Raw genomic sequence first — 26,900 nt, forward strand, 5'->3', positions numbered from 1 at the left:
TCGGAAGTAGAGGCCGAATGCTACACTTGCTGATTATTCAAAAAAGCGTATTGCTCCCGTCGGCAGTAGGCTTTTTGTCGTTCCGACGCTGACGCAGATATAATTGACAGTCCTGTCAAAGAATATGAGAAATTCGATAGAACGCATGAGAATATTCAATTCCGCCATGGTCTCCCCGGAAGCATAATGAATGAGAAGTAAATCACAATCGGGGAGGTTGTAAGATTGAATCAAATTTTATTGTATTTTAAACTCCGCAAGAGATCATCGTTAGACAAGGCTCCACTGTACCAGGACGAAATGAGGGTTAAGCAAAGTAAAAATGGAAGCGCAATCAAAAAAACTGTAAGTATGATCTTATGCGGCATACTTGCAGTAACGCTGCTGCCTTCATTCCCGGCAAGCGCCGACTCAAACCCGGCAGCTTCGGCTTCGAAGGTTATCACAGCAGTAGCGGAAGATAATGAACGCAGCATTGATTTTAATGACAACTGGCAGTTTTATCTCGCAACCCGTACGCCGGCGCTCATCTCCGGCAATATCGTCAATGGGCTGCAGGATCCTCCCGATGCGCCCGCTGCTGCCGACATTGTTAAATCCGGTTTTGACGACCGTTCATGGAGAACGCTGAATGTTCCTCACGACTGGAGCATTGAAGGACAGAAGCTTGCAGGCTCAAGCAACTCGCAAGGTTATTTGCAGGGAGGGCTGGGCTGGTACCGCAAAACCTTCACGCTGCCGGAATCCATGGGAGACAAGAAGATTGCCATCGACTTTGAAGGCGTTTACGCAGACTCCGTTGTTTATGTGAACGGCAATCTGGTTGGCGAATACCCGAGCGGCTATACCGGATTTTCTTACGATATCACTCCTTATGTGACGCTGGGAAGCGATCAGCCGAATGTCATAGCCGTCAAAGTGCAGAATATGGCCCCATCGGGCCGTTGGTACACAGGCTCCGGCATTACAAGACCGGTCAGCCTTGTCGTAACCGACAAAACGCGTTTTCTGCGGCATGGCCTCACCTATACCACGCCTGGACTTGAAGCCGCGTACAAAGCGGATAAAGGCGCCGATTTGGCGGTGACCGCGGATATTTACTCTGAAGCTTCCAATGGGGTAACAAATATCCGCACGTCCGTTATTGCGGCTGACGGAAGTGTCGTCGCGACACATACCAGTGATGTGGTCGATTATAATCCGTCTACAAAGCTTACCTTGAACGACAGCTTTAAGGTGCCGGATGTTCACCTCTGGTCGATAGACGATCCGTATCTGTACACGATCCGTACGGAGCTGATTACCGAAATCAACGGCGGCACCGGACCGAATGTCGTCGATTCGATCGATACGTCATACGGGTTCCGTTGGGTTGAAATCAAGGATGTAGATGTGACGGATGCCGATGCGTCCGCTAATTCCGGCGGCTTTTATTTGAATGGCGTCTATACGAAGCTCCAGGGCGTCGATCTGCATCATGATGACGGGGCACTGGGAGCAGCCAGCACGCTGGATGCGGCCATGCGGAAATTCAGGATTCTCAAGGATATGGGCGTCAACGCCTTCAGAACCTCGCATAACCCGCCGAGCAAAGAAGTTATTCTTGCTTGCGAGAAGCTGGGGATCGTCGTTATGGAAGAAGCCTTTGACGGTTGGGGGAGCCGCAAGGCTACCTACGATTTTGGCAACTGGTTCCTGACAAGTATGCCCGAGGGCTGGGCGGGTTCGGTCCTTGCGCCGGTTCCGAGCACCAATGGCGCTCAATTTATGTGGAGCGACTGGGTTTTGCAGGAAATGGTAAACCGCGATAAAAACTCTCCGGCCGTCATTATGTGGTCGATCGGCAATGAGGTGCGGGGAGTCGGCACGAAGCCCGCCTGGATGAATACGCAGGAATTGTATGGCGTCGCCTCCTTCAACGAGTACAGCGAAGCCATCCGCCTGAAGCGCGATGTTCTGGCAATCGACCCATCCCGGCCGGTCGTCATGGGCGGCGACCAGGAGCGGACTCCGCCGACGCCTACCAGCGTTTGGGGTCTCATCAATAATTATCTGGATGGATACGGCTTGAATTACAATACGGCGCAATCCGTGGATACGCTGGCAACGCGGTTCCCGAATACGTTCTTCTTTGAATCGGAATCTTCTTCGCAAACAAGCGCGCGCGGAGTCTATCAGGACGTCCAATTGGTCAATACCGGCGTGAACCAGACACCGGGCTCGCGCGGAACATCGTCGTATGATAACAATTTTGCTTCCTGGACGATGGGCAACGAGTACGGCTTGAAGAAAGACCGGGACAGAAAACCGTTTATCGGCCAGTTTATATGGACGGGCTTCGATTACATAGGCGAGCCCACTCCGTACAATGTATACCCGGTAGGCGTCTCCTCCTTCGGCGCTATCGACACAGCTGGATTCCCCAAGGACTCCTTCTATCTCTTTCAAAGCCAATGGACGTCGGAGCCCATGTCGCATATTGTGCCCATGAACTGGACCAGTTGGACGCCAGGGGAGATCGTGGACGTATGGGTCAACACCAACCAGCAAAGCGCGGAGCTGTTCCTGAACGGCGAATCGCTGGGCCGCAAGAGCTTCGATATCAAGACAACCAATTACAGCAAAAAATACTACGAAACCTCTGAACCGACCAAGGATGACAAGCTGAATACCAGCGGCACCAACACAGGGGGATATCTGAGCCCGACCGGTGAGTACGGAAAGCTTCATCTCACCTGGAAGGTGCCCTTCGCGCCAGGAACACTGGAAGTAAAAACGTACGCGGATCCAACCAGTCCGGTGGTGACGTCCACCGACGTCGTAAAAACGGCAGGCCAGCCCTACACGCTTAAAATGACGGCGGACAAGCCGGTCATTACCGCCGACGGACGCAGCCTGGCTTATATTGAAACCGATGTAGTGGACGAGAACGGCAGCCTGGTTCCGGATGCCAATCAACTGGTTAAATTCAATGTTATGGGCGGCTCGATTGTCGGTGTGGACAATGGGCAGCAGGAAAGCGCGGAGCTCTATAAATGGGACAATGTGGACCGAAGCGTATATTCGGAACGCTCCGCATACAACGGCAAGGTGCTTGTCATTGTCCAGTCGAATAAAGGACAGACAGGCCCGATCACGGTAACCGCCTCCTTCGACGGCTCCGCTCCGGCGCAAGCGACAGTATTTGCCGCTGCTGCAGATGCGACCGGCAATGTTGGAATAACACCGGTCACCCTTCATGTGAAAAAGGGAGACGATGTCAATCTTCCGGCTCAGGTGACCGTAGTCAAGGCGGACGGGACGACTTCCCGGCAAGCCGTCTCCTGGAGCAATATTCCGGCTTCAACGGTGGCGGGATCCTTCCAGGCCACAGCGTCAGTCGGGGGTCTGCAGGCCATCGCTTATGTAGATGTATACGACTTTGCCGAAGCTGGCGTCAGCGTTGCCGCTGCCAAAGGGGACATGCCGGTCTTGCCGGCTAATGTGAAGGTTCGTTATACCAACGGTCTGAGTGTAATGAAGCCCGTAACATGGGAGGAAATTGCGCCAAGCCAGCTGGAGTCAAACGGCGTAATCACGGTGAACGGTCAAATTGCAGGATTGCCGAATCCGGCAAAAGCCACGGTTGTGGTGACGGATCAGTATACGCCTGACGTCAATCTCGCCCGCAGCGCGGCGGGAACTGGAACCCAGGATACCGTTTCGGCTGCCGGACCGCTTGCAACGGCTACATTTACAAACGGTACATCCTATCCTAATTTAATGTTGGACGGCAACAAGACAAGCGCCGGCTGGAGCAACAGATACAGCATCTCGGCAACGGCGAATCTGCCGGCAGTCAACAATACGCGTCCTTATGAATTTGTGCAGGTGTATTGGCCGAAGCAGCAAAACTTCGATTCCATGAAGCTTTATTTCGCGATTGGCGGTACGGCTCCAACGAATAATCTGCCAAAATCGCTTGATGTTCAATACTGGGACGGCTTGAAGTGGGTATCCGCCGGTAATCAGAACATTGCGTGGGCGGCAGCTGCTAACGAAGCGACCACGATCACATTTGACAGCCTAACATCTGCCAAGGTGCGTGTGGGCATGGAGAATGCCACTCCATACTCCAGCGCGGCCGGAGCCATGACCATTACTGAACTCGAAGTGCTCGGCAATCAGTTCAACGAACCGGTTATCCAGGAAATTCCGGGAATCCATGTGACGACAACAGCGGGGGTCGCGCCGATATTGCCGCCGGTAGTCGAAGCGGTATATTCCGATGGATCGAGGGCCCAGGTTGCAGTAACATGGAATGCTGTTGATCCCGCTTCCTATGCTCAAGCCGGAAGCTTCACCGTTAACGGGACCGTCAGCGGTTCCAATGTGCAGGCGGCAGCGACCGTTGCAGTAACGGAAGATTCCAAAGTGACGGGAGTGAGCTTGAACAAAGATAAACTGTCGCTGACAGTCGGAGGCAGCGAGACGTTAATCGTCACCGTTGAACCTGAAGGGGCGGCCAACAAAACGGTAACATGGTCGGTCTACGATCCGGCAATCGCGGCAGTAAGCGATAACGGAACCGTTACGGCTGTGTCTCCCGGCGAGACCTATGTAACGGCAACGACGGCAGACGGAGGTTTTACCGCCAAAGCCGATGTTACGGTAACGGCAAGCGATGCCCCGAACACATCGTTAACGGGACCGGCGCAGGTGTCGCGCGGTCAAACGTTCGTGACAAGCTATGGTCTTGACCGAGTGCAGGGCAGTGTCATACAAGAGATTTATGCGCAGGATGTCTCGATTACCTTTGATACGGCGGCATTTGAATTTGTGGAGGCCGTATCCGTGAAGGAGGGGCTGGCAGTTGTGGATCATCAATTAACGGATGCAGGGCAGCTTCGCCTCATTCTGGCGAGCCAAGGGCCGGGCGGCGCCATTCGTTCGGACGGACCGCTGGTCGATTTGAAATGGAAAGTGAAAGATAATGCGGGCATCCCGGCAGCTGCGATCCAGGTGGCCTCCGCCACATTAAGCAGCAATACGGGTCAGGAGGCGGCAGCTAACGGCTCTGTCCTGAACATTCAGCTTTTATTGGTGGATAAGTCCGCATTAAACACTCTGATTAGTACAGTGCAGGCAGCTTTAAGCGCGGCAGTGGAAGGTACCAAGTCAGGGCAGTATCCTGCAGGCTCCAAAGCGATTTTGCAAGCGGAGCTGACGTCCGCCGAACAAACAGCCAGTGATTCTGCAGCGACTCAAGCTCAGGTCGATCATGCCGGAGAATCTTTGAACAACGCTCTGCAATTATTCCTGGGCAAGCAAATCGCCGCGATTCCGGGCGATGTCAATGGCGATGGCAAAGTGTCGATCGGCGATCTGGGAATAATTTCGGCGAACTACGGATTGAACAGCGAGGACAGCAGCTGGAACGAGATTAAGCGGCTGGATTTGAACAATGACAACGTCATCGATATTATGGATCTGATCGTGGTCGCCAGAAATATTTTAGTGTAAACGGCTGTGAGGGAAAGGGGCCTGCTATCAATGGGGTCACCCCTTTCCCGTTCAGCAAAACGGAGGCATGGGATACATGGGAAGGAAAGCGCGCCGGAACGGGTTAATGGTTGTAACGGTCATCGGTTTGAGCATCATGTTGTATCTGGTTGGAGCTGCTGCAGCTTCGGCAGAAGCCGTGTTTGCATTGGATACGGATGCGGGGCAGGTGCAGCCAAACGGGGAATTTATTGTCACGGTTCAGGCCAAGGACGTTCAGGACGTTTATGGATATGAATTGAAACTGAGCTATGACGGGCAAAAACTTGAATTTGTAGACGTCGTTCAGTACATGACAGACGCCGGCTATAAGGTTCCTCCCGTTCAGGAGGGGAATCAGGTTACGATTCCATTTACCAAGCTTAGAAATGTAGCCGGAGAATCCGGCGATGTGGTGATCGCGAAGGTGAAATTCAAGGCCAAAGCCAATACCGAAGGCAAGGCGGCCATACATCTGGACCGGGTAAAACTAGGAGACAGCCAATTGAATGCGCTGGTATGGGATGCGGGAACAAGTATTGATGTTACCATCACGAACTCTGGCAGTCCGGGCAGTCCGGGGAGCGGTAACGGCAGTCCCGGAAATCCGGCCGTCCCAACTCCCCGATCCGAAATTCCATTGGAGGAAAACGATAAAACAGTAGAAATTACGGAAGCACAAGACGGTACGCAGACGGTTCATGTCAAGGTCAAGCCGTCTATACTGGAGGCCTATCTGGATGAGCTTGGCAGGGTTCCGGATGGCGGAAAACTCGTGATTGATGTAGAATCGGCCGATGCGCTATTGTTAGATATACCTGTGCAGGCATTTCAGAGGTATGAATCCGGGAAAACCATCATTTCGATACGCAGCGGGTTTGCATCGTACGATTTGCCTCTGCATGTTCTGCAAACGGCATCATTAGCCGGCAAGCTTGAGGCCGATGCCGGGCAGATGACTCTTGTCATTGCCATCCGCAAGTTAAATGAAGCGGAAACCGGGCTGTTGAAGAGCCGGCTGAATGCCGGCATGACGCTGCTCGGAACGCCTGTCGAGTACCGGATTTCCGTTGCGGCCAACGGAAAGACGATCGGGATCAGCGAATTTGGCCAAACCTTTGTGAACCGCAGCATCATTATTCCCGGTCTCCAGGACTCCGTGACCGCGACAGCCTTCTATACCGATACGGTCAACGGCAGGATCTTGTTCGCACCGTCGCAATTTGCGCCCCGGACCGACGGAAAGACGGAGGTTGTCATAAAACGCAACGGAAACAGCGTCTACGGCGTCGTTTCCTACAAGCAGACGTTCTCTGATATTCAGTCGCACTGGGCCGCCGGTGAAATTGAGAGATTAGCGTCGAAGCTGATTGTAAAAGGCGACAGCGGAACGTTGTTCTCGCCGAACCGGACGATTAACAGAGCGGAGTTCGCTGCCCTTCTGGTGCGGGCTTTAGGCTTGAAGGGGGAGGGAGAAGCGTCCTTTACAGATGTAAATGAAGATGCATGGTATGCGGAGCCGGTTCAGACCGGTGCCGAGTTTGGGCTTATAGACGGCTTTGAAGACGGAACGTTCCGGCCAACTCAGCTTGTTACCCGCGAACAAATGGCCGTGATGGCATCCCGGGCAATAAGCTTGACAGGGTACAGGGCGGATACGGCAACCGATCCGGATACTCTCCTGTCGGGCTATCTCGACAAGGCTGAGGTTGGCGCATGGGCCAGACAGGCTGTGGCCGAGAACATAGACATCGGCTTGCTGACCGGCATGACGGAAAATACGCTGGAACCACGCAGCACCGCTACGCGGGCCCAGGCTGTCATGCTGCTGTCGCGCTTGCTGATGCATATTAATTTCATATAGTCGTTTGGCAGCGTGTTTTGAACGGCTCCCGTATCCGCAGATACGGGGGTCGTTCTTCCTGTTATGAAGCGGCCAAACAGGCACCGCGATATGGGGGATATCGAATGTATAAATTAATGTTGGTTGATGATGAGGCGGATGTGCGCGAAGGCATGCTTGGCGAGGTAGACTGGGCAGGTCTTGGAATTGAGGTCATTGCGACCGCCGAGAACGGAAAAGAAGCGTTGGACATGCTGGACAGGGTTACGCCGGATGTCGTCGTAACAGACATAAGTATGCCGTACATGAACGGTCTTGAATTGGCGGAGAAAATCCGCGAGCTTCGGCCGACTGTGAAAATTATTATCTTTACCGGGTTCGACGAATTTGAATATGCGCGGCGCGCGATCAAGCTTCACATTGATGAATATCTGTTAAAGCCTTTCTCCTCGCAGGAGTTTACGCATGTGCTGCGCAAGGTCAAGCAGACCATCGACGAGGAGATCGATGCCAGAAAAAATATAGAAACGCTCCGCGAGCATTACAGGCAAAGCCTGCCTTTGCTGCAGCAGCTGTTTTTGTCGTCGCTCATGAGCAGAAAGCTGACAATTCTTGAGCTGCACAGCCATTCGGAATTATGCGGCTTGCAGTTGGAGGGGGGCTCCTTCATCGTCGCGGTTATACGCGTGGATTCCCAGCCTGAGGAGGACGTTGGCCTCGCTTCGGATAAAGCGCTCCAGTTGTTCGCCCTCTACAACATTGCCGGTGAAATTGCCGGGCGGCTGGAACCGCCGGCCAGGGCATTTATTCACGGCCATGATGTTGTCATTCTGGCTTCGGGTCCGGAAACCTCCCGGAATTCGCTCATCTACCGCATATCCGCCGCAATGGAGGAAATCAGGCAAGGGGTCGAAAAATATTTAAAATGCACCGTCACCATCGGTCTGGGCACGCCTATCGGGCGGCTGGTTGACGCTAAGGAAGCTTACGATTCCGCTGCACAAGCGCTGGATTATCGTCTGCTGCTGGGCAATAACCGGGTCATTCTGATCGGCGACGTTGAGCAGAGGACGCCTACCCCTGCCGCCCGGTTCGACGAGCTGAAGCAGCAGGCGCTTATGCGCTGCATTAAGGTCGGCACGGAGCCGGAGCTGCTCACGATTATTAGCGAGCTGTTTCGGGAACTATCCGATACGGGCGGAACGGTGATGGATTTGCAGCTCTATTTGCTTGAGCTGGTAACGGCAATATTTCGCGTTGCGAAGGAGGTTGGGACTGCGATTGAACAGGTGCCGTCCTCCGAGACAAGCCTGTTTGCGCAAATCGACCGGTTTCAAAACCTTGAAGAGGCGAAGCATTGGGCCGTCCATGTCAGCATCCGTCTTATGCGTCAAATTGCGAGTGAACGCCGCTCTACGCAAAGATCTCTGATTGAACAAGCCAAAGAATATGTGAAAGGGCATTATGCGGACCCTGAGCTGAGCGTTCAGAAGCTGTGCGGCGAGCTCTACATCAGCGCGGGCTATTTCAGCGGCTTGTTCAAGAAAGAAACCAGACAAACCTTCGTTGCCTATCTTCAGCAATTCCGTATGGAGATTGCCAAGGAGCTGCTTTGCACGACAGATATGAAAGCGTTTGAAATAGCCGAGAAGGCAGGCTATGCCGATCCGAATTATTTCAGCTTTTCCTTCAAGAAGCTGTACGGCATTTCGCCGAAGGAATACCGGAGCAGCGCAAGGGTGCCGGTCGATGAATAATCTCCTGCGGAGTATCCAGTTCTGGATTACAGCCTCGTTCGTGTCTTTGTCCGTGCTGGCGATGCTGCTCGTCGGATTTTTGCTGTACAGCAAATTTGCCGCAACGGCCGGATTGAACGCGGAGAGGAGCACCCAGCAAATTGTGCAGCAGGTTTCCTATAATGTAGAAGCTTATTTGAATGGCACCGCCGGCACCTTCTCACTGATCGAAGATAAAATTCAGAAGTCCCGGCAATTTCCCGACTCTCAGCTGCAGCGGGAGCTGGACACGGTGCTGGATACGAGGGAGGACATTGTATCGATTACCTTTTTTGACCGCCATGGCAATCTTGTAGCCGATATTCCAGAGGGGGTGCAGCGCAAATATACCAATGTCCCGACACAAGGCTGGTTTGTACAGGCACTGAAGGATCGGCAGCCCGTCTCGTTCTCGTCCCCCCATATTCAGAACCTGTTCAAAGGCAGGTACCCCTGGGTTGTATCCTTAAGCAAAAAATTGACCCTTGAGAAGGAAGGCCAAGCCATCGAAGGCGTGCTGCTGCTCGACGTCAACTTCAAGACCATCGACACATTGATGCAGAAGGTCAGCCTGGGGGAGAAAGGATACGTCTATATGATTGACGCTTACGGCAATATTGTCTATCACCCGCAGCAGCAGCTGATTTATGCGGGGCTGAAAAGCGAGAATGTCGAGCGGGTAAGCCGGGTCTCCAATGCTTCCTTTAAAGACACCGCTTTGGGAGAGGAACGGCTTATTACGGTTCAGACGATACCCGGCATCCAGTGGAAGGTGATCGGCGTATCGTTTATGGACGAGGCGGTTACGACGCGCAGGGAAATGACGGAATTCATGCTCAAGCTGATGCTTTCCGTTCTGGGTTTCGTCGTCATCTTGGCTTATTTTGTCTCCTCTTATTTGTCGCGGCCGATCAAAAGTCTGGAGCGTTCCATGAAACGGGTCGAGCAGGGCAATTTCGGCACGACGATTAATGTGCACGGCTATGTCGAAGTCGTGAAGCTGTCGGCCCGCTTCAATATTATGGTCACACGGATAAGAGATTTGATGAAGCAGATCGTCGAAGAGCAGGAAGAGAAGCGCAAACGTGAATTTGAAGTGCTTCAGGCGCAAATTAATCCGCACTTTTTATACAATACCTTGAATTCAGTCGTCCGATTGGCCAGCTCCGGGAAGAACGAGGATGTTGTCCGGATGATTACCTCGCTGTCCCGGTTTTTCCGGATTTCGCTGAGCAGGGGAGACAATATTATTTTGCTTTGCGACGAGCTTGAGCATATCCGCAGCTATTTGACGATCCAGGAAATCCGGTTCAAAAAGAAATTCACCTTTTCCATCGAAGCAAGCGAAAACCTGCTGATGTGCAAAACGATAAAGCTGATCCTGCAGCCGATTGTGGAAAATTCGATTTATCACGGCTTTGAGAAAATGGTGGATCCCGGCATGATCCGGATTTCGGCTGAAGCGGTCGGGGACCGGATCCGTCTTCAGGTAAAGGACAACGGACTGGGCATTCCGCCTGACCGGCTGCGTGTACTGCTGCGGGGCTCGCGCACGGAAGGAGAAGGCTCGGGTGTGGGACTGCGCAATGTGCATGAACGGATTCAATTGTATTTCGGCATGCAGTACGGCATTGAAGTGGCAAGCGAGCTGGAGGAAGGAACGGAGGTGAATGTATGGATTCCGCTTGGGTTGGAATAAAGCCTGCGTCTGCAGCCAGATGCCTGCTTCTCATAAGTGTCTTAATCCTGCTTGTTACCGGATGTGGCGGAGGCAGCGACGCAACGGCTTCGGTCGGCAGGAAGAAAATCGCCATGGTCGTGAAGATGAACCAGGGCGAGTATTGGGGAACGGTGCAGATGGGAGCGGAGGTTGCGGCGAAGGAATTCGGGGTTGATCTGCGTTTTACGGCCCCGCCCCTGGAAACGGATGTCCGCGGGCAAATCCGGTTGGTCGAGCAGGCCATCGACTGGAAGGTCGACGCTCTTATATTGGCAGCCAACGATTATTTATCGCTCGGCCAGGCGACTGACAAGGCCGGAAGCGCCGGAATTCCCGTTATCTCGATTGATACCGAGGTGGCTTCAACGAAAGCGAAAAGCTACATCGGCACCGATAATTATGCCGCCGGGCGGAAGGCCGGGATGGAGCTGATCGAACAGACCGGCGACAACAGCAGGGTCGCCGTCGTCAGCTTCGTCGAAGGCGCGCGAAATGCCGTGCAGAGAGAGGAGGGCCTGCTCAATTTGCTTGCGCAGTATTCCGGCGTGCAGGTCGTCGATCTGCGGTATGCCCAGTCGGATATTGCGACCGCCGAGCAGGTTACAAGAGAAATTCTTCAGGAATACGGCCAAATAGACGGCATTGTTGCATTGAATGCCATTGCGACGATCGGCGTCATGAACGTGGTGGCAGAGCTTGGTATGGGCGAAAAAATCAAGGTAATCGGCTTTGACAGCACTTCGGAAATTATGGAGATGCTGCAGGAAGGCGTCATCCAGTCCACGATTGTGCAAAATCCCTTTACGATGGGCTACCTGAGCGTCAAGTATGCGGTGGAGGCGGCAGACGGGAAAAAGCTCCCGGAGCGGGTGGACAGCGGTACGGTCGTTATTGATATCAACAATATGCTGGACGAGAAAAACCAGAAGCTGCTGTTTCCCTTTATCAAATAAAGGCATGAGAAAATCGATAGAACACATGAGAATAATCAATTCCGCCAAGGCCCTCCCGGGAGCATAATGAAAACGTAGCGGGAACAAATACACATTAATCGGGAGGTTGTATGCATGAAAAAGATGATTTCAGTACTTGCCATTGGCGCGATGCTCTCCACGGCAGCGGTCGGCTGTTCGAATGAGCCAAATACGGCATCAAACGGGGGCAGCGGCGGTGATTTGCCGACAGTCGGCGTGGCCATTTACAAATTTGACGACACGTTTATGACGGGCGTCCGCAACGCCATTTCCGAGGCGGCAAGCGGAGTGGCGACTGTCGATATCGTTGACAGCCAAAACTCGCAGCCTACGCAGAACGACAAGGTTGATTTGTTCATTACGAAAAAGGTGAGCGCTTTGGCTATCAACTCGGTAGACCGGACAGCGGCAGGCACTCTGATCGATAAAGCAAAGGCAGCGGATACGCCGATTGTATTCTTCAACCGCGAGCCGCTGCCGGAGGATATGCAGAAGTGGGATAAAGTGTATTATGTCGGCGCAAAGGCCGAGGAGTCGGGCACGATGTCCGGGGAGCTGATCGTAGACTACTGGAAAGCCAACCCGGCAGCGGACAAGAACGGCGATGGCGTGCTGCAGTATGTCATGCTCAAGGGCGAGCCGGGCCACCAGGACGCGGAGCTTCGTACGGAGTATTCGGTCAAGGCGATTGAAGCGGCAGGCATCAAGGTAGAGAAGGTTGCGGAAGATACGGCGATGTGGGACAGAGTGAAGGGACAGGAAAAGATGTCGGCGTTCCTTGCAGCCAATGGCGATAAAATCGAAGCGGTGCTGGCGAACAACGACGATATGGCTCTGGGAGCGATCGAGGCGTTAAAGGCGGCAGGCTATTTCACAGGCGATAAAACAATGCCGGTCGTCGGCGTAGATGCAACGGCTCCCGCGCTGCAGGCGCTGCAGGACGGGACGATGCTGGGCACCGTCCTGAACGATGCGGTCAATCAGGGCAAAGCGACGCTGAACATTGCCGCAGCAGTCGCCAAGGGCGAGACGCCCAACAAGGAAACGACCGGCTACGACCTTGTAGACGGCAAGTATGTATGGGTACCTTACGTGAAAATCACGAAGGACAACATGGACGACGCAAAGTAAAAAGGGAAGTCGGAAAGGGGCAGGCGGAAAGCTCGTCTGGCCCTTTCTGCTGCATTAAACGGGGAGTGGAGGGATCGTAATGGGCGAATATCTTTTAGAAATGAACGGCATTTCGAAGGAATTCCCGGGTGTGAAGGCCCTTGATCAGGTTGCGCTGCATGTCCGGCCGGGGACCGTTCATGCGCTGATGGGGGAAAACGGCGCAGGCAAATCAACGTTAATGAAATGTTTATTCGGCATTTATCAACCGGACTCGGGCGAGATTAAGCTTAGCGGTCAGCAGGTAGCGATCCAGAATTCCAGAGATGCCCTGAATCTGGGCGTCTCCATGATTCATCAGGAGCTGCATCCGGTGCCCTACCGCAATGTGATGGAAAATATTTGGCTCGGACGGTTTCCCACCTTCGGCTATGGGCCATTCCGGTTAGTAAATGAAAAAAAAATGTATCAGGATACATTGGAGATCTTCCGCGACCTTGATATCGATATCGATCCGCGGGCTCAGACGGGATCGCTGTCCGTCTCGAAGATCCAGTCGCTTGAAATCGTCAAGGCCGTATCGTTCCATTCGAAGGTAATCGTAATGGACGAACCGACATCCTCGCTTACCGGCAACGAGGTGGAGCAGCTGTTCACCATCATTAACCGGCTTCGCTCGCGCGGTGTATCCATCATCTATATCTCTCACAAAATGGAGGAAATCCTGCGTATTTCCGACGATGTGACAATTATGCGTGACGGCAAGCGGGTAGGGACATGGGCGGCTGGCGAGCTGACGATGGATCTGATCATTAAACGGATGGTCGGCCGCGACTTGACGGAGCGCTTCCCGGAACGGACGCATGTGCCGGGGGATACGCTGATGAAGGTCGAGTCCTTAAGCTCGGCGAATCCGAAATCGTTCCAGAACGTATCTTTTGAACTGCGCAAAGGGGAGATTCTGGGTCTTGGCGGACTTGTCGGCGCGCAGCGGACCGAGCTGGTCGAAGCGCTGTTCGGTCTTCGCAGCGTCGCTTCCGGCACCGTATCGATCCATGGCAAAGCCGTAAGGATCAAATCGCCTTCCGATGCGAAGAGGCATAGAATCGCCCTGCTGACAGAGGAGAGGCGGGCCACCGGCATATTTCCCGTGCTGTCGGTGTACGAGAATACGATTATAGCCAATTTGGGCCGCTACCAGAACCGGGCAGGCCTGCTGAATGAGCGCAAAGGAAGAGAAGAGGCGCAGCAGAATGTCGAGAAGCTGCGGACGAAGACGCCGTCGGTGAACACCCAGATCCGTAATCTGTCGGGAGGGAATCAGCAGAAGGTGCTGCTTGCGCGCTGGCTGCTTACCGAGCCGGATATTTTGCTTCTGGATGAGCCTACGCGCGGCATCGATGTCGGCGCCAAATATGAAATTTATACGATTATTGCACAGCTGGCCAAACAGGGAAAAAGCATTATCATGATTTCCTCCGAAATGCCGGAGCTGATTGGCATGTCCGACCGGATCATGGTCATGTCCGAGGGCCGTAAGACGGGAATCGTAGAGGGCGGCGCGGCAACGGAGCAGGAGATCATGAGACTGGCCGCACAGCAGCGGTCGGTTGAATCAGGGAGGGTTAACGAATGAATACACAAACCATGTTGAAAGTCAGAACTTATTTGGCGCAGCGCGCTATATTCGTTGTATTGATACTGCTGGTTATCGGAATCGCGATTGCGGATCCGCATTTTTTGGGCTTTTCGACGCTGCGCGACATTCTGCAGCAATCCTCCACAAGATTGATTATCGCGCTGGGCGCGGCTTTCATTCTCATCACGGGCGGGGTGGATTTATCCGCGGGCCGGGTTGTCGGGCTGACGGCCGTCATCTCGGCTTCCATGCTTCAGATCGAGTCGTACACAAACCGGTTTTTTCCGGATCTTCCACAGCTGTGGGTGGGCACTCCAATTATTGTAGGCATTATCGCGGGCCTGCTGGTGGGACTGGTGAACGGCTTGATCATCGCCAAGCTTCACGTGCCCCCGTTCATCGCCACGTTGGGCACAATGGTCGGCATATACGGGGTCAACTCCATCTACTTCGACATGGAGCCGAACCAGTCGCAGCCGATCGGAGGCCTCCGCCCGGATTTCACGAAATGGGGCTCCGGCTTTATCGATCTCGGGGGCGGCTACTCGATCCCCAACATTGTCATTATCGCAGTAATCGTCGCCTTGATCTGCTGGGTCGTGTTCAATAAAACGCGGCTTGGCAAAAACATGTACGCCATCGGCGGCAACGTTCAGGCGGCGCATGTATCGGGCATTAATGTTGCCCGCAGCCTCATTGCCGTCTATTCCATCTCCGGGGCGCTTTACGGACTCGCGGGAGTACTGGAGGCGGCGCGCACCGGCGGAGCGACAAACAATTACGGCAATATGTACGAGCTTGACGCTATTGCGGCCTGCGTGGTCGGGGGTGTTTCAACGGCCGGCGGCATCGGTACGGTGCCAGGCGTTATGGCGGGCGTGCTGATCTTCGGCGTGATCAACTACGGTCTGACCTTTATCGGTGTCAGCCCTTATTGGCAGCTGATCATTAAAGGTCTCATTATCGTCGCAGCCGTTGCATTCGATATCCGCAAGTATATGGCTAAAAAATAATTGGCTCCTGGAGCGCTTATTCAGATACATCAGTTGACTGATGTATCTGAATAAACTGAAAGATTAAGTTATCGTAAATGTTCATAACGGCAGGTGATCTGCAGTTAGAGCAATATGGTATAATACCCGGTGACAATGAAGGGGGATTTATGCGATGAAGCTTATCGACTTGAGCGTGCCGATCAGTCCGAGCATCCGCGAGCCGCTGCCGGCGAAAATCGAGTATGCGACTCATGAGGACGGGGCGCTGCAAGCGGCGGAGGCACTCGGCCTCAAGCAGGAGGATTTTCCGGAAGGCAAGGCGTGGGCGACGGAAACGGTGACGCTGAACACGCATGCTGGCACTCATATTGACGCGCCGTGGCACTACTGGCCGACTTCGGAAGGAAAGCAGGCAAGGACGATTGACGAGCTGCCGCTGGAATGGTTTTATTCTGATGGCGTGGTGCTCGATTTCAGCGGGAAGCCGCCTGGTTACGAGATTCAGACGGATGACCTGATTACCGAGCTGAAACGGATTGGATATACGCTGAAACCGCTCGATATCGTACTTATCCGGAGCGATGCGGACAAACGGCTGTATCACGAGCATTATGCATTCCTTCACGCCGGGGTATCGGCCGAGGCTACGCTGTGGCTGCTGGATCAAGGGATCAAGGTAGTCGGTACTGACGGCTGGGGCTGGGATATCCCGCTCAACCTGCAGGCTGAAGCGTATAAGATGCAGCCGAGGGAAGGCGTCCTGTGGGCAGCGCATTATGTCGGCAAGGACCGCGAATATTGCCAAATCGAGAAGCTGGCCAATTTGGAGCAAATTCCGAAGCCGTTTGGCTTCAAAGTCAGCTGCTTTCCGGTCAAAGTCGAAAAGGCGAGTGCCGGCTGGGCCCGTCCGGTCGCAATCGTGGAGGAGTAATACGAAAAAACAAAAGCCGATTTTTCCTGCGACAAGAGAGGAAGAATCGGCTTTGTTCAAATAGAAGAAAGTATAAAACCCACTATGCCTTTGCTTATATTTCTGAGGGAAGAAACTCGTTGCGCTCCCAGAGGACGGCGTTAGCCGGTTCTTCTTGGTTTCAACAGATCCCCCCGTTACAGACCAGAGCAAGGGGACTTTCATCCCAACTTATAGACTTTATAAGCTGCGGCTCAGCCGAGTCCGCGCCAATCCGGCTCGGCCCTTTCCTTCCATACAGCGCGGATCGCTTCGTATTCGGCCTGCCCGAGCACTCCATTCTGCAGATAGGCGGCATTCTGCTGCCATCTGCCTTCCCTGGCCGTGCCGACGATCGCCGAATGGACGCCGGGAACGGCCAGGGTGAAGCGGAGCGCCGTCTTCAGCACGGCTTCGCCGTCCTTTTGCAGAAAATCGTAGTCCAGCTTCTGCAGCCGGTTCCAGTTCTCCTGATGGCGCTCGTTATTGATATTCTCCGGCGCGAACCAGACTGCGTTGGCGACGGGGCGCTTGGCCACCACGCCGATGCCCTGCCTGGCCGCCTCCGGCAAAGTCAGCTCGATCGCTTCCTGATCGGCGATGCTGACAGAAGTCTGGAGCGACTGGAACGCTCCGCACTGCACGGCATAAAGCGCGGCGTAATGGTCGCCGCTGTAGCCCGCGAAGCGGATTTTCCCCTTCTCTCTGGCCCGCAGCAGCACCTCGATCACGTCGCCCTGACGCAAAATGTCCTCGGAGCAGTTATGCAGATGAATGACGTCGATATAGTCCGTCCTCAGCCGCTTCAGGCTGCGGTCGATCGTCTCCTCCAGCAGCGAAGGCTCCCAGTCCGGGCGCTCATACCCCGCCACCTTGCCATGCCCGCATTTGGTAAACAAATAATAATCGCTCCGGCGATGGCCGACTGCTTGCCCGATCAGCTCTTCGCTGTCGCCGTAGCATTCGCCGGTATCGATCAGATTCAATCCCGAATCAAGCGCGCTGCCGAGCAGCCGTTCAATTGTCCTGGCCTCTGCTTGAATAAACCCGATTTCTGCCGCGCCAAAGCCCAGCATGCTCACCTGCATGCCGGTATTGCCGTATTCCCTTCGTTCCATTTCCGCCACTCCTCTTCTTCAGATTGAAGTTGAATTGCCTGTCATCATCATTATGGCATATGCCTGGCGTCCGTAATGTAGAGGATTCTGACCTGTTTGGCGGCATTGCTGCGGAGGGCGTGGTTCTAGGATGCCGTGACCGCCAGCTGCTTTGAACCCCCGAAGGCGGCAAATACCGCTTCTCTAATGTTTTGTCCCATAAGACTGGCCTACAGCTTAATAAATCGGCTATAATTAATGTAAAGCAAAGTAGAAAGCGGGGACAGTATGGGACGTAAGTGGAACAATATTAAAGAAAAGAAAGCATCCAAGGATGCGAACGTGAGCCGTATTTATGCAAAGTTTGGCCTGGAAATTTATGTGGCGGCCAAGAAGGGCGAGCCCGATCCGGAATCAAACCGGACGCTGAGGGTTGTACTCGAACGGGCTAAAACATACAATGTGCCAAAAGCGATCATTGACCGCGCGATTGAAAAAGCAAAAGGCAGCGGCGATGAAAACTATGTAGAACTGCGGTACGAGGGCTTCGGGCCAAACGGCTCAATGGTCATCGTGGATACGTTGACGAATAACGTAAACCGCACGGCTCCGGAGGTTCGCTCCGCATTTAATAAGAATGGCGGCAGCATGGGAGTTAGCGGTTCGGTATCGTATATGTTCGATTCAACGGCTGTTTTTGGCCTGGCGGACAAATCATTGGATGAGGTCATGGAGCTATTGCTGGAATCTGACGTTGATGTGAGGGACATTGTGGAGGAAGACGGGATCATTATTGTTTATGCCGAGCCCGATCAATTCCATGCCGTCCAGGAGGCGTTCAAAAATGCCGGTATTACCGAATTTACCGTTGCGGAGCTGACCATGCTTGCCCAGAATTACGTAACTCTTCCAGAGGATTCCCAGGCGCAATTCGAGAAATTAATTGACGCGCTGGAGGATTTGGAGGATGTTCAACAGGTCTATCACAATGTGGATCTGGGCGAATCGGACTAGCTTGTGAACCATGCTGGCGGGATTCAAAATCAGGATCATTCCACGGGAAGCCGCGTATAACGCGGCTTTTTTTGACCTTATAGCCCCGCAGCCTCCGGCCGGGCGGGTGAACTGATCCTGAGAAATCGGGCTATTTTAAAATAATTCGTGCATCGCTCTTATATGAACTTTCATGCTAACTTGTTACTCTTAATAGCAGAGCAGGATATTCATTGTTCAAAAACAGGAGGGTTAACGATGTTGAAATGGAAGCGTTCTCTGACAGTCTTCGTTGCAATTGCTTTAGTGGGCTTGCTGGCCGCATGCGGCGGCGGAAATGAGCCAAACAACGGTTCGGAGTCTGCGGGCTCTGCAGCAGAAACGGGAGATAAGCCGGTCAAGCTGCGCATTATGTGGTGGGGTGCCCAGGAGCGGCATGAGGCAACACTGGCGGCGCTTGATCTGTACACGAAAAATAATCCGAATGTTACGTTCGAACCGGAGTATTCCGGCATAGACGGTTATCTGGACAAGCTGTCAACGCAGGCTGCGGCCAATAACGCGCCGGATGTTATTCAACTGGATCCGGGCTGGACTCCGGATTGGGCGGCCCGTAATCAATTGGCGCTCTTGACGCCAGAAGTCGATGTAAGTAAAATTGATCCGAAATTGCTGGCCGGAGGACAAGCAGACGGCAATCAATACGCCGTGCCGCTGGGTTCTGTCGCTTATGGAATGATCTTCGACAAGGCGGCGCTGGATAAGCTCGGAGTTAAAACGCCTGCCAATGACTGGACGTGGGACGATTTCTTCGCGTTGGCGGAGGAAACCAAAAGCAAGCTGCCGGACGGACAGTACTTTACCAAGGATTATGCAGGCGACTATTTTGCCTATTCGGCATTCCAGTACAGCAAAGGCAAAGGCACGATTGTGTCGAAGGACGGCAAATTCAACGTTGATGAGGCTACCTTTCTGGAATGGACCAAAAAATTCGAGGAGCTGCGCAAGGAAGGAATCGTTCCTCCGGCAGATATCAATTCATCAGACAAAGAATTTGATCCCCAGCTGGATCTGATGGTTGCCGGCAAGATTCTCATTCGTTTCAGTTTTTCCAATAATTACGGTTCATGGGACAGCTTAAAGCAGGGAGCTTACGCGCTTGTAGAAATGCCTCGTTCGACAGAAGCGGGAGGATGGCTCAAGCCTTCCATGTATCTGGCCGTTTCCGCAGCCTCCAAGAAAACAGACGAAGCCAAAAAATTCGTCAATTGGTTCGTAAACGACCCCGAGGCGGCTAAAATATTGAAGACCTCGCGCGGGCTGCCGGTTAATAAGGACAATGCGGCCGCACTGGAAGCCAGTATGAGCGATATCGATAAAGTCGGCATGGGGCTTCTTCGCGAAACGGAGAAGGACGGACAAACCTGGACAGCCGGACCTGGGGGCTGGACGAACTATGTGGACAAGGATTGGCCGCTTGTCCGCGATTCGCTCAGCTTCAACAAAATAACACCGGAGCAGGCTTTCGAGCAGCTGAAGTCGGCAGCAAAGGCATATGAATAACAAATAAAGAACGTGAGGCCCGGAACAGGCATTGTTCCGGGCCTGGCGTTATTGAAGGGGAGGCAGCCATGACGATATGCATTAATGACGTCTTGAACAAACTAACGGAGCCCGTTGACCGGCTTGAGCAAACGGTAGACGGGCTGGAGTCAGGAGATCCGTCCACAGCTGTGAAAGGAATCGCAACCACGTTCATGGCGACGCAGGACGTGATTGAACAGGCAATTGCAGCGGGAGCGAATTTGATTATCTCGCATGAGGGAACATTTTACAGCCACCATAACCAAGGCGAAGCCCTGCAGCATGATCCGGTCTATCAGCAAAAACAAAAGCTTGTCGATGAGTCCTGCATCGCTATTTACAGGTTTCACGATTATTGGCACCGTTATCGGCCTGACGGGATTATGGCAGGGTTAGTCGAGGAATTGGGCTGGGCATCCTGTGTGATTGAGCATCAGCCGGCGGCTTCAATTGTCACTGTTCCGGCTATGACTGTCCAAGAAATAGCCGAATGCGCGAAGCGCAATCTGGACATCCCCTACGTACGCGTGGTCGGGGATTTATCCTTGACATGTACCCGGATCGGGTTGCTGGCAGGGTACAGAGGCGGAGGCGCCTTGTCCATCCCGCTCTTGGGGAAAGAGAATGTGGACTTGATTATAGCAGGGGAAGGCCCGGAATGGGAGACTCCGGAATATGTGCGCGATGCTGTCCATCAGCAGAGACGGAAGGCTTTGATCATGCTGGGTCATGCCCAAAGCGAAGAACCCGGCATGAAGTATCTGTCCAAGCGGATCGAAGACTGGTTTCCTGCGATTCCGGTTCATTTTATTTCCGGGAAGCATGTCTTCCGAATGGTGTAACCCCGGGGGAGCGGCGTGACCGCGGGACCTTCTGGAAGAAGCGGCGAGAATACCGCTTCTTCTTTTTTTTTCGTTATATTTTGAAAGAATTCGAGGATTCCTCTCCTTTAGTCTATGGGAACCCGCCTTTATACTTAAAGTATAAAATTGATTACAAGAGGTGACTACACATGAAACGTTCCACAGCCGTTACCGCAAACATTACTGAGAACGCCAGGAAAAAGCGTTCTACCCCAAGCAGATGGAACGCTCCCGTTGCGGGCTACTTGTTTATTTCACCTTGGCTGCTCGGCTTTATCGGACTTACCGCGTATCCGCTATTCTTGTCATTGTATTATTCGCTTACCGACTACACCTTGATGGAGCCCATCAAATGGGTAGGCACCCGCAACTACGAGCTTATATTTACGGAGGATCCCAAATTCGTGCAGTCCGTAAAAGTAACATTCATGTACGTCATTGCGTCCGTTCCGTTGAAGCTCGCCGCTGCCCTGTTCGTAGCATTGGTGCTTAATAAGGCGATAAAGGGCATCAGCTTCTACCGCACAGCGATCTATTTCCCTTCGCTGATTGGCGGAAGCATAGCGGTGTCGCTGCTGTGGCGGAATATTTTCGGCGTTGATGGGATATTCAATAAAATTATTGCGGTCTTCGGCATAGAGGGAAAAGGATGGATCACAAGCCCCGATACGGCACTGGGGACGCTCGTTCTGCTCACGGTCTGGCAATTCGGCTCGACCATGGTCATTTTTCTTGCAGGGCTGAAGCAGATTCCAAATGATCTGTACGAAGCCTCGTCGGTGGACGGCGCCAACAAGCCCATTCAATTTTTCAGAATTACGCTGCCCATGCTTTCGCCGATCTTGTACTTCAATCTTGTCATGGCCGTTATCGGCGCGTTCCAGATGTTCACCTCGGCTTTTGTCATTACGAACGGGGGACCGATGAACTCCACCTATGTCTATGCCCTTTACTTGTATGAGCGGGCATTCAGCCGGTATCAGCTGGGCTACTCCTCGGCATTGGCCTGGGTTATGCTCGTCATCATTGTGGTGGCAACGATCGTTATCGCCGGCACCTCGAAATATTGGGTGTTCTACGAAGCACAGCCGGGAGGGAGAAAGCGCAAATGACAAAAAAATGGAGTCTGGCTGTCCGGCATATTTTCATGATCGTCTTCAGCGTCTTGATGCTGTACCCGGTCCTTTGGTGGATCGGCGCATCGCTCAAACAAAACAGCGAGCTTAGCTCGCCGAACATCTTCCCTTCCGTACCCCAATGGAGCAACTTTGTAAAAGGCTGGAACTCGGTTCCCGGGCATTCCTTCACGGATTTTTATCTCAACACATTCGGACTGGAGCTTGCCGTGCTCATTGCTACGCTTATTTCCAGCACGCTTGTTGCGTTCGGATTCGCAAGGCTGGACTTTCCGCTCAAAAGCTTCTGGTTCGCTCTGCTCATGCTGACGCTGATGATGCCGGGACAGGTGCTGATTATTCCGCAATATGCCTTGTTTTATCAGCTGGGCTGGGTAAACACGTATCTGCCGTTTATCGTGCCTCACCTGCTGGCAAGCGGGGCGGGCGGAACGTTCTTTGTCTTCCTGCTGATTCAATTTGTGCGCGGGATTCCGAGAGAGCTTGACGAATCGGCCAAAATGGACGGCTGCACCTGGTTCGATATTTATTGGAGAGTCGTCATGCCCCTGACCAAGCCTGCTATCGTTACCGTCATGATCTTCTGCTTCCTGTGGAATTGGGACGATTTCCTCGGTCATCTGCTGTACATCAACTCGGTAGACAAATATACGGTCGGCCTGGCGCTGAGGATGATCAACGATTCCCAATCCGCCCAGCAATGGGGCCAGCTGCTGGCGATGTCGCTTGTATCCATCATTCCTGCCACGCTCGTCTTTATGTTCCTGCAGAAGTATTTTGTTGAAGGAATTGCAACAACCGGGATAAAAGGATAAGATGAAGAACAATCAGGAGTCCAATAGCGGTAAAGCGGCGAATCTCATTCGCGGCTTTACCGTTTCTTTCGCCTGAGACGGAAGATAAAGGAAGTGAATCGGCATGACCAATCCGTTCAAAAAATTCAGAATCGACCGCCTCTTCTTCCGCAGCTTCGCCTTGCTGATCATAGTAGTCCTTGCCTTCGTCGCATGGACAAGCTACAACATTTCGTCGAAGGCGCTTGTGCGGACCACCTCCCACTACCAGCAACAATTGCTCGATGAGCTGAATAATGAAATCACGACGCGTCTTGTCATGATCGAGCAAATCTCGCTGTCTACCTCCCGGGACAATGAGCTGATCACCTTTCTTGTGAACACGCAGGATGAATTTGACCGGTACCGGGGGTACGTGGGAGTTGAACGCGCGCTGGCGAATCTGACCTATTCCATACCGCTTATCCAGGGGATCGATTTGTACATGGACCGCCCTCAAAGCGGGGATGCCAAAAGCTATATCCAATTTCGCAATATCAGGGATCTGAATAAACAGGATTGGTCTCAATATCTCGTCAACAGCGATTTTGCGTGGTCCAGCGAACATGAGATTCCGAGCTTTCAAGGCGATGTTCCCGTGCTAAGCTTTGCCAGAAAGATTGTGTATGAAGACAAATATTTAGGTGTGCTTGTCGTTCATGTGAAGGCCAAGGAAATTCAGACGCTGCTGACGGGCAATTCCTCGGGATCGAATCGTATGATGACGAACACCGAGGGGCAGCAGTTTCTGAAGATCGGCCAGGCGCTGAATCAGACGGAGCTGTCCAAATGGATCGATGTCAAAAGCGACCAATCCGGTTATGTCCATATCCGGGGAAATCCGGAGGTGCGTGATTCACTCCTTGTTTATTCGAAGCTGACTGATTCCAGTTGGACTTTGGTGGAAATCACGCCATGGGATCAAATTACGGCAAGCAGCTTCCAGTTGGCCGAGGTGATTGTACTTATTGGCATTGCAGCCGTTCTGTTGGTGCTGCTGCTTACCCACTATCTAAGCGGACAGTTCACGAAGCCAATCAAAGAGATGGTAACGGCGATGAGACAGTATTCTGTAAGCGGAAACAATGTGGAGCTCCCGGCGGATTACGAGAATGAATTCGGTTATTTGTTTGCCGGTTACCGCAAGCAGAATGAGCGCATCGAGGAATTGTATCTTTCCGTTCAACGCCGGTATGAGCAGCAGAAAAAAGCCGAGATTGAGGCGCTGCAGGCCAATATCAACCCGCATTTTCTGTACAATATGCTGGATCAGCTCAACTGGATGGCCATTGAAGCCGGACAGGGCGAGCTCAGCCGGATTCTGGAGCTGATGGGGCGTATGTTCCGGATCGGCTTGTCCAATGGCGAGAGCTTTATCACAATCAGCGAGGAGCTTGAGCATATCAATTGCTATTTGGAGATCCAGCAGCTGCGCTGGGGAGGCGGATTGCAGTATACGATAGAGGTTCCACAAGACATCCAGCATTTGTTTATTCCGAAGCTAACCCTTCAACCGTTCGTGGAGAATTCGGTCGTCCACGGCTTTAATAAGCGAATTAACGGTCACATCCGTATTCAGATGAGCAGCAGGAACCATTCTTTACAAATCATCATTGATGATGACGGTACCGGACTCAAGCGCGTGGCGGAGGGGAAACAGAAACGTCGAACGGGAGGCTATGGCATCCGTAATGTGCGGGAAAGAATCGCCGGTTATTTCGGAGATTGCTATGGTGTTGTCCTGACGGATCGGGAAGAAGGGGGAACCAGGGTCGAAATTACCCTTCCGCTGCTGACCGAGCCGCAGCCTAAAGAGCAGGCAGATAACAATCCCGTGTAAATAGTTAAGCTTTAAAAAATAAAGCGTGAATCTCTAGAAATCCGGTGATCAACTGGCGGAGCAGGCGGAAATAGTCTGGAGAAGCGTAGCGCTCGCCTTTGTACCCCGAATTTAACAAATGAAGCTACCCAAAATCAAAAAATTCAGGGGTACAACAGCGATCGGAAGACGTTTTTCGCATGCGCAGCCAGATTTTTTCACCGGACTTCTAAGATTTGCATGTCTGATACGGATTGGTAGTATAAAGAGTGAAAGCGATTTCTTCGCTGCTGTTGAAGTTAAAGGAGGTCGGTTTTGTGTGGAAGATTGCCATCATTGACGATGAACGCCATGTGCTGCAAGGAATGAAGCGCGTTATTCCCTGGGATGAGCTGAATGCGCAGTGGGCGGGGGAAGCCTTGAACGGCGAAGACGGACTGGACTTGATCCGGGAGACCCAACCGGATATTGTGATCACCGATATTTATATGCCGGTGATGAACGGCCTGGATATGATGGAGCAGCTGCGGAAGGAAGGGTTTAACGGCAAAATCATTATTCTTAGCGGATATTCGGATTTCGAGCATGCCAGACAGGCGCTGAGGCATAACGTAAGCGATTATGTATCCAAGCCGATCAGCGTGCCGACTTTAAAATCGATAATAGGTAAAGTTATTCAGGAGCTGGTGGAAGAAGAAGAGAAAAGAGTCCGGCAAGGCGAGCTTGAGCATAAGCTGATGCTGTACGAGCCTTTCATCGAGAAGGAGTGGGTGCGATCGGCTGCGGTCGGCACACTGGACAGCTCCTACCAGAATGGCAGCCATCTGCCGCAGCCTTACCTCTACTGGCTGGAGAGCAATCATGCAACGCTCGGCATTGATCTGGTCCGCGATGTTCGTGCAAGCGAGCTTTCCCTGTCTGACTGGAACCTGTTTCGTTTTGCTATCAGCAATATCGCATGCGAGGTCGCCGGTAAAGTGTTCCCCCATATGGAATACACGGAGCTCCACAGCACAAGAGCGCTGATCATCGTCCACCCGGGAGCCGGAAGCCCGGAGCAGGTGGAGAAGAAGCTGGAGGAACTGGGCCTGAAACTGATCGACAGCATCAAGCTTTACCTGAAGCTGGTTATTCGCGTCGGGATCGGTGGCGTTAAAGGGGCATGGGTGAAAATCCCGGATTCGACGGAGGAAGCCTTCCGAGCTATTGATTTGAGGGACCGGCGGGTTGTCCCTGCTTACGATTTGTTTGCTTACAGACAGAAAATAAGAGAGCAGGAATCGGTTGTCCTGTTTCCCGTCAAATTCTCTTATAAGCTGGCAAGCGCCATCAAAGCGTCCAAGGAGGCCGAAGCGCATCAGCTTGTTGCCGATTATATCGGAAAGCTGGAGAAGCAAGGCGGGATGACGCAGGATTATATACAGATGCTGGGAAGCGAGCTATGGGGCATTTTTACGTATTGCCTGTATGAAGCCGGCCTGGTGCTTGACGATCTGTTCGCGAATGATCAGATTGCCAAAGAATTGTTCGGCCTGACCCGGCCGGAGCAATTGGCGGAATGGCTCACAACCAAAATATCCGTGATTTGCAGCAACCGGCAGTGGAAGGGGAGCAGCAAGCACAGGCAGGTCGTAGACTTTATGACGCATTTTATTCATGAGCATTACGCGGAGGAAGTGACTCTTGCCGAGCTGTCGGACAAGGTGTTTATTTCGCGGAATCATTTATCCATTATTTTCAAAAATATGACGGGTGAAACCTTCAACAACTATCTTACCCGGGTGCGGATAGAGAAGGCGAGAGAGCTGCTGCTTGAGCAGAATCTGATGGTATACGAGGTAGCTGAGCGGGTCGGGTATAAGAATGTCCCCTATTTCAGCACCCTGTTCAAAAAAATCACCGGCATGAACCCAACAGAGCTGTGAGGAAGCCCGGCCTGCCCCGCCATGTATGACAATTTCAATTTTAGCAAATCAGAAAGGCATGCTTGAATTCCAGATGTTGAATCCGGAATTTCGGCATGCCTTTCTTCCTGATGTTCAATAAAAAG

17 protein-coding genes are annotated in these 26,900 nt (G+C 52.8%); 16 read left to right on the plus strand and 1 reads right to left on the minus strand.

Annotation, left to right across the window (positions count from 1 at the left end; translation table 11 throughout):
- Nucleotides 1-225: 225 nt before the first annotated feature.
- From ACFOLF_RS26460 to ACFOLF_RS26500, 9 genes are all read left to right on the plus strand, one after another.
- Nucleotides 226-5,502: an Ig-like domain-containing protein gene (locus tag ACFOLF_RS26460; RefSeq protein WP_210044470.1), complete on the plus strand. Its 5,277-nt coding sequence runs from the start codon at nucleotides 226-228 to the stop codon at nucleotides 5,500-5,502.
- Between the two features lie 76 nt (nucleotides 5,503-5,578).
- Nucleotides 5,579-7,384, plus strand: coding sequence for an S-layer homology domain-containing protein (locus tag ACFOLF_RS26465; protein ID WP_210044472.1), 1,806 nt, complete (start codon nucleotides 5,579-5,581; stop codon nucleotides 7,382-7,384).
- A 104-nt stretch (nucleotides 7,385-7,488) separates the two neighbouring features.
- Entirely contained in the window at nucleotides 7,489-9,120 is a 1,632-nt protein-coding gene (locus tag ACFOLF_RS26470; protein ID WP_210044490.1) for a response regulator, read from the plus strand.
- Entirely contained in the window at nucleotides 9,113-10,837 is a 1,725-nt protein-coding gene (locus ACFOLF_RS26475) for a cache domain-containing sensor histidine kinase (protein ID WP_210044492.1), read from the plus strand. Before ACFOLF_RS26470 ends, ACFOLF_RS26475 begins: the two co-directional genes overlap by 8 nt.
- A complete protein-coding gene (locus tag ACFOLF_RS26480) occupies nucleotides 10,813-11,811 on the plus strand; it encodes a substrate-binding domain-containing protein (protein ID WP_210044494.1) in 999 nt (332 codons plus the stop codon). Before ACFOLF_RS26475 ends, ACFOLF_RS26480 begins: the two co-directional genes overlap by 25 nt.
- Before the next feature lie 114 nt (nucleotides 11,812-11,925).
- The gene (locus tag ACFOLF_RS26485) at nucleotides 11,926-12,963 is read left to right on the plus strand and encodes a galactose ABC transporter substrate-binding protein (RefSeq protein WP_210044496.1); all 1,038 of its coding nucleotides are present in this window, start codon (nucleotides 11,926-11,928) and stop codon (nucleotides 12,961-12,963) included.
- A gap of 79 nt (nucleotides 12,964-13,042) precedes the next feature.
- Nucleotides 13,043-14,578, plus strand: a complete 1,536-nt coding sequence (locus tag ACFOLF_RS26490; RefSeq protein WP_210044498.1) for a sugar ABC transporter ATP-binding protein — start codon at nucleotides 13,043-13,045, stop codon at nucleotides 14,576-14,578.
- A complete protein-coding gene (gene mglC, locus ACFOLF_RS26495; protein ID WP_210044506.1) occupies nucleotides 14,575-15,594 on the plus strand; it encodes a galactose/methyl galactoside ABC transporter permease MglC in 1,020 nt (339 codons plus the stop codon). Before ACFOLF_RS26490 ends, mglC begins: the two co-directional genes overlap by 4 nt.
- 154 nt (nucleotides 15,595-15,748) lie before the next feature.
- Nucleotides 15,749-16,507 (plus strand): cyclase family protein, encoded by a 759-nt coding sequence (locus ACFOLF_RS26500; RefSeq protein ID WP_210044508.1) that lies wholly within the window; start codon nucleotides 15,749-15,751, stop codon nucleotides 16,505-16,507.
- 233 nt (nucleotides 16,508-16,740) lie between these two features.
- Here the strand turns inward: ACFOLF_RS26500 and ACFOLF_RS26505 are convergent, their stop codons facing one another.
- Entirely contained in the window at nucleotides 16,741-17,643 is a 903-nt protein-coding gene (locus ACFOLF_RS26505) for an aldo/keto reductase (protein ID WP_210044510.1), read from the minus strand.
- 267 nt (nucleotides 17,644-17,910) lie between these two features.
- Here ACFOLF_RS26505 and ACFOLF_RS26510 point away from each other — a divergent pair, with 267 nt between their 5' ends.
- The 7 genes from ACFOLF_RS26510 to ACFOLF_RS26540 all read left to right on the plus strand — a co-directional run bounded on the left by ACFOLF_RS26510 (nucleotide 17,911) and on the right by ACFOLF_RS26540 (nucleotide 26,775).
- Nucleotides 17,911-18,636: a YebC/PmpR family DNA-binding transcriptional regulator gene (locus tag ACFOLF_RS26510; protein ID WP_210044512.1), complete on the plus strand. Its 726-nt coding sequence runs from the start codon at nucleotides 17,911-17,913 to the stop codon at nucleotides 18,634-18,636.
- Nucleotides 18,637-18,873: 237 nt separating this feature from the next.
- Nucleotides 18,874-20,178, plus strand: a complete 1,305-nt coding sequence (locus ACFOLF_RS26515; RefSeq protein ID WP_210044522.1) for an ABC transporter substrate-binding protein — start codon at nucleotides 18,874-18,876, stop codon at nucleotides 20,176-20,178.
- A 68-nt stretch (nucleotides 20,179-20,246) separates the two neighbouring features.
- A complete protein-coding gene (locus ACFOLF_RS26520; RefSeq protein WP_210044540.1) occupies nucleotides 20,247-21,041 on the plus strand; it encodes a Nif3-like dinuclear metal center hexameric protein in 795 nt (264 codons plus the stop codon).
- A 170-nt stretch (nucleotides 21,042-21,211) separates the two neighbouring features.
- Complete coding sequence (locus ACFOLF_RS26525; RefSeq protein WP_210044542.1) at nucleotides 21,212-22,174, plus strand: carbohydrate ABC transporter permease; 963 nt, start codon at nucleotides 21,212-21,214, stop codon at nucleotides 22,172-22,174.
- Nucleotides 22,171-23,013 (plus strand): carbohydrate ABC transporter permease, encoded by an 843-nt coding sequence (locus ACFOLF_RS26530; protein WP_210044544.1) that lies wholly within the window; start codon nucleotides 22,171-22,173, stop codon nucleotides 23,011-23,013. Before ACFOLF_RS26525 ends, ACFOLF_RS26530 begins: the two co-directional genes overlap by 4 nt.
- A 103-nt stretch (nucleotides 23,014-23,116) precedes the next feature.
- On the plus strand, nucleotides 23,117-24,871 hold the full coding sequence (locus tag ACFOLF_RS26535) for a sensor histidine kinase (RefSeq protein ID WP_210044546.1): 1,755 nt from the start codon (nucleotides 23,117-23,119) through the stop codon (nucleotides 24,869-24,871).
- 296 nt (nucleotides 24,872-25,167) lie between these two features.
- Nucleotides 25,168-26,775, plus strand: a complete 1,608-nt coding sequence (locus ACFOLF_RS26540; RefSeq protein ID WP_210044548.1) for a response regulator — start codon at nucleotides 25,168-25,170, stop codon at nucleotides 26,773-26,775.
- The last annotated feature ends 125 nt before the right edge of the window (nucleotides 26,776-26,900 follow it).

Source organism: Paenibacillus sepulcri, from assembly GCF_042647105.1.
Classification (GTDB): Bacteria; Bacillota; Bacilli; order Paenibacillales; family Paenibacillaceae; genus Paenibacillus_Z; species Paenibacillus_Z sepulcri.

What these genes read in the sequence shown, in the direction of transcription:
- ACFOLF_RS26485 (WP_210044496.1), top strand. Translation starts at nt 11,926, where the DNA reads ATGAAAAAGATGATTTCAGTACTTGCCATTGGCGCGATGCTCTCCACG.
- ACFOLF_RS26470 (WP_210044490.1), top strand. Translation starts at nt 7,489, where the DNA reads ATGTATAAATTAATGTTGGTTGATGATGAGGCGGATGTGCGCGAAGGC.
- ACFOLF_RS26535 (WP_210044546.1), top strand. Translation starts at nt 23,117, where the DNA reads ATGACCAATCCGTTCAAAAAATTCAGAATCGACCGCCTCTTCTTCCGC.
- ACFOLF_RS26505 (WP_210044510.1), bottom strand. Translation starts at nt 17,643, where the DNA reads ATGGAACGAAGGGAATACGGCAATACCGGCATGCAGGTGAGCATGCTG.
- ACFOLF_RS26515 (WP_210044522.1), top strand. Translation starts at nt 18,874, where the DNA reads ATGTTGAAATGGAAGCGTTCTCTGACAGTCTTCGTTGCAATTGCTTTA.
- ACFOLF_RS26480 (WP_210044494.1), top strand. Translation starts at nt 10,813, where the DNA reads ATGGATTCCGCTTGGGTTGGAATAAAGCCTGCGTCTGCAGCCAGATGC.
- ACFOLF_RS26525 (WP_210044542.1), top strand. Translation starts at nt 21,212, where the DNA reads ATGAAACGTTCCACAGCCGTTACCGCAAACATTACTGAGAACGCCAGG.
- ACFOLF_RS26465 (WP_210044472.1), top strand. Translation starts at nt 5,579, where the DNA reads ATGGGAAGGAAAGCGCGCCGGAACGGGTTAATGGTTGTAACGGTCATC.
- ACFOLF_RS26500 (WP_210044508.1), top strand. Translation starts at nt 15,749, where the DNA reads ATGAAGCTTATCGACTTGAGCGTGCCGATCAGTCCGAGCATCCGCGAG.
- ACFOLF_RS26490 (WP_210044498.1), top strand. Translation starts at nt 13,043, where the DNA reads ATGGGCGAATATCTTTTAGAAATGAACGGCATTTCGAAGGAATTCCCG.
- ACFOLF_RS26510 (WP_210044512.1), top strand. Translation starts at nt 17,911, where the DNA reads ATGGGACGTAAGTGGAACAATATTAAAGAAAAGAAAGCATCCAAGGAT.
- mglC (WP_210044506.1), top strand. Translation starts at nt 14,575, where the DNA reads ATGAATACACAAACCATGTTGAAAGTCAGAACTTATTTGGCGCAGCGC.
- ACFOLF_RS26520 (WP_210044540.1), top strand. Translation starts at nt 20,247, where the DNA reads ATGACGATATGCATTAATGACGTCTTGAACAAACTAACGGAGCCCGTT.
- ACFOLF_RS26475 (WP_210044492.1), top strand. Translation starts at nt 9,113, where the DNA reads ATGAATAATCTCCTGCGGAGTATCCAGTTCTGGATTACAGCCTCGTTC.
- ACFOLF_RS26530 (WP_210044544.1), top strand. Translation starts at nt 22,171, where the DNA reads ATGACAAAAAAATGGAGTCTGGCTGTCCGGCATATTTTCATGATCGTC.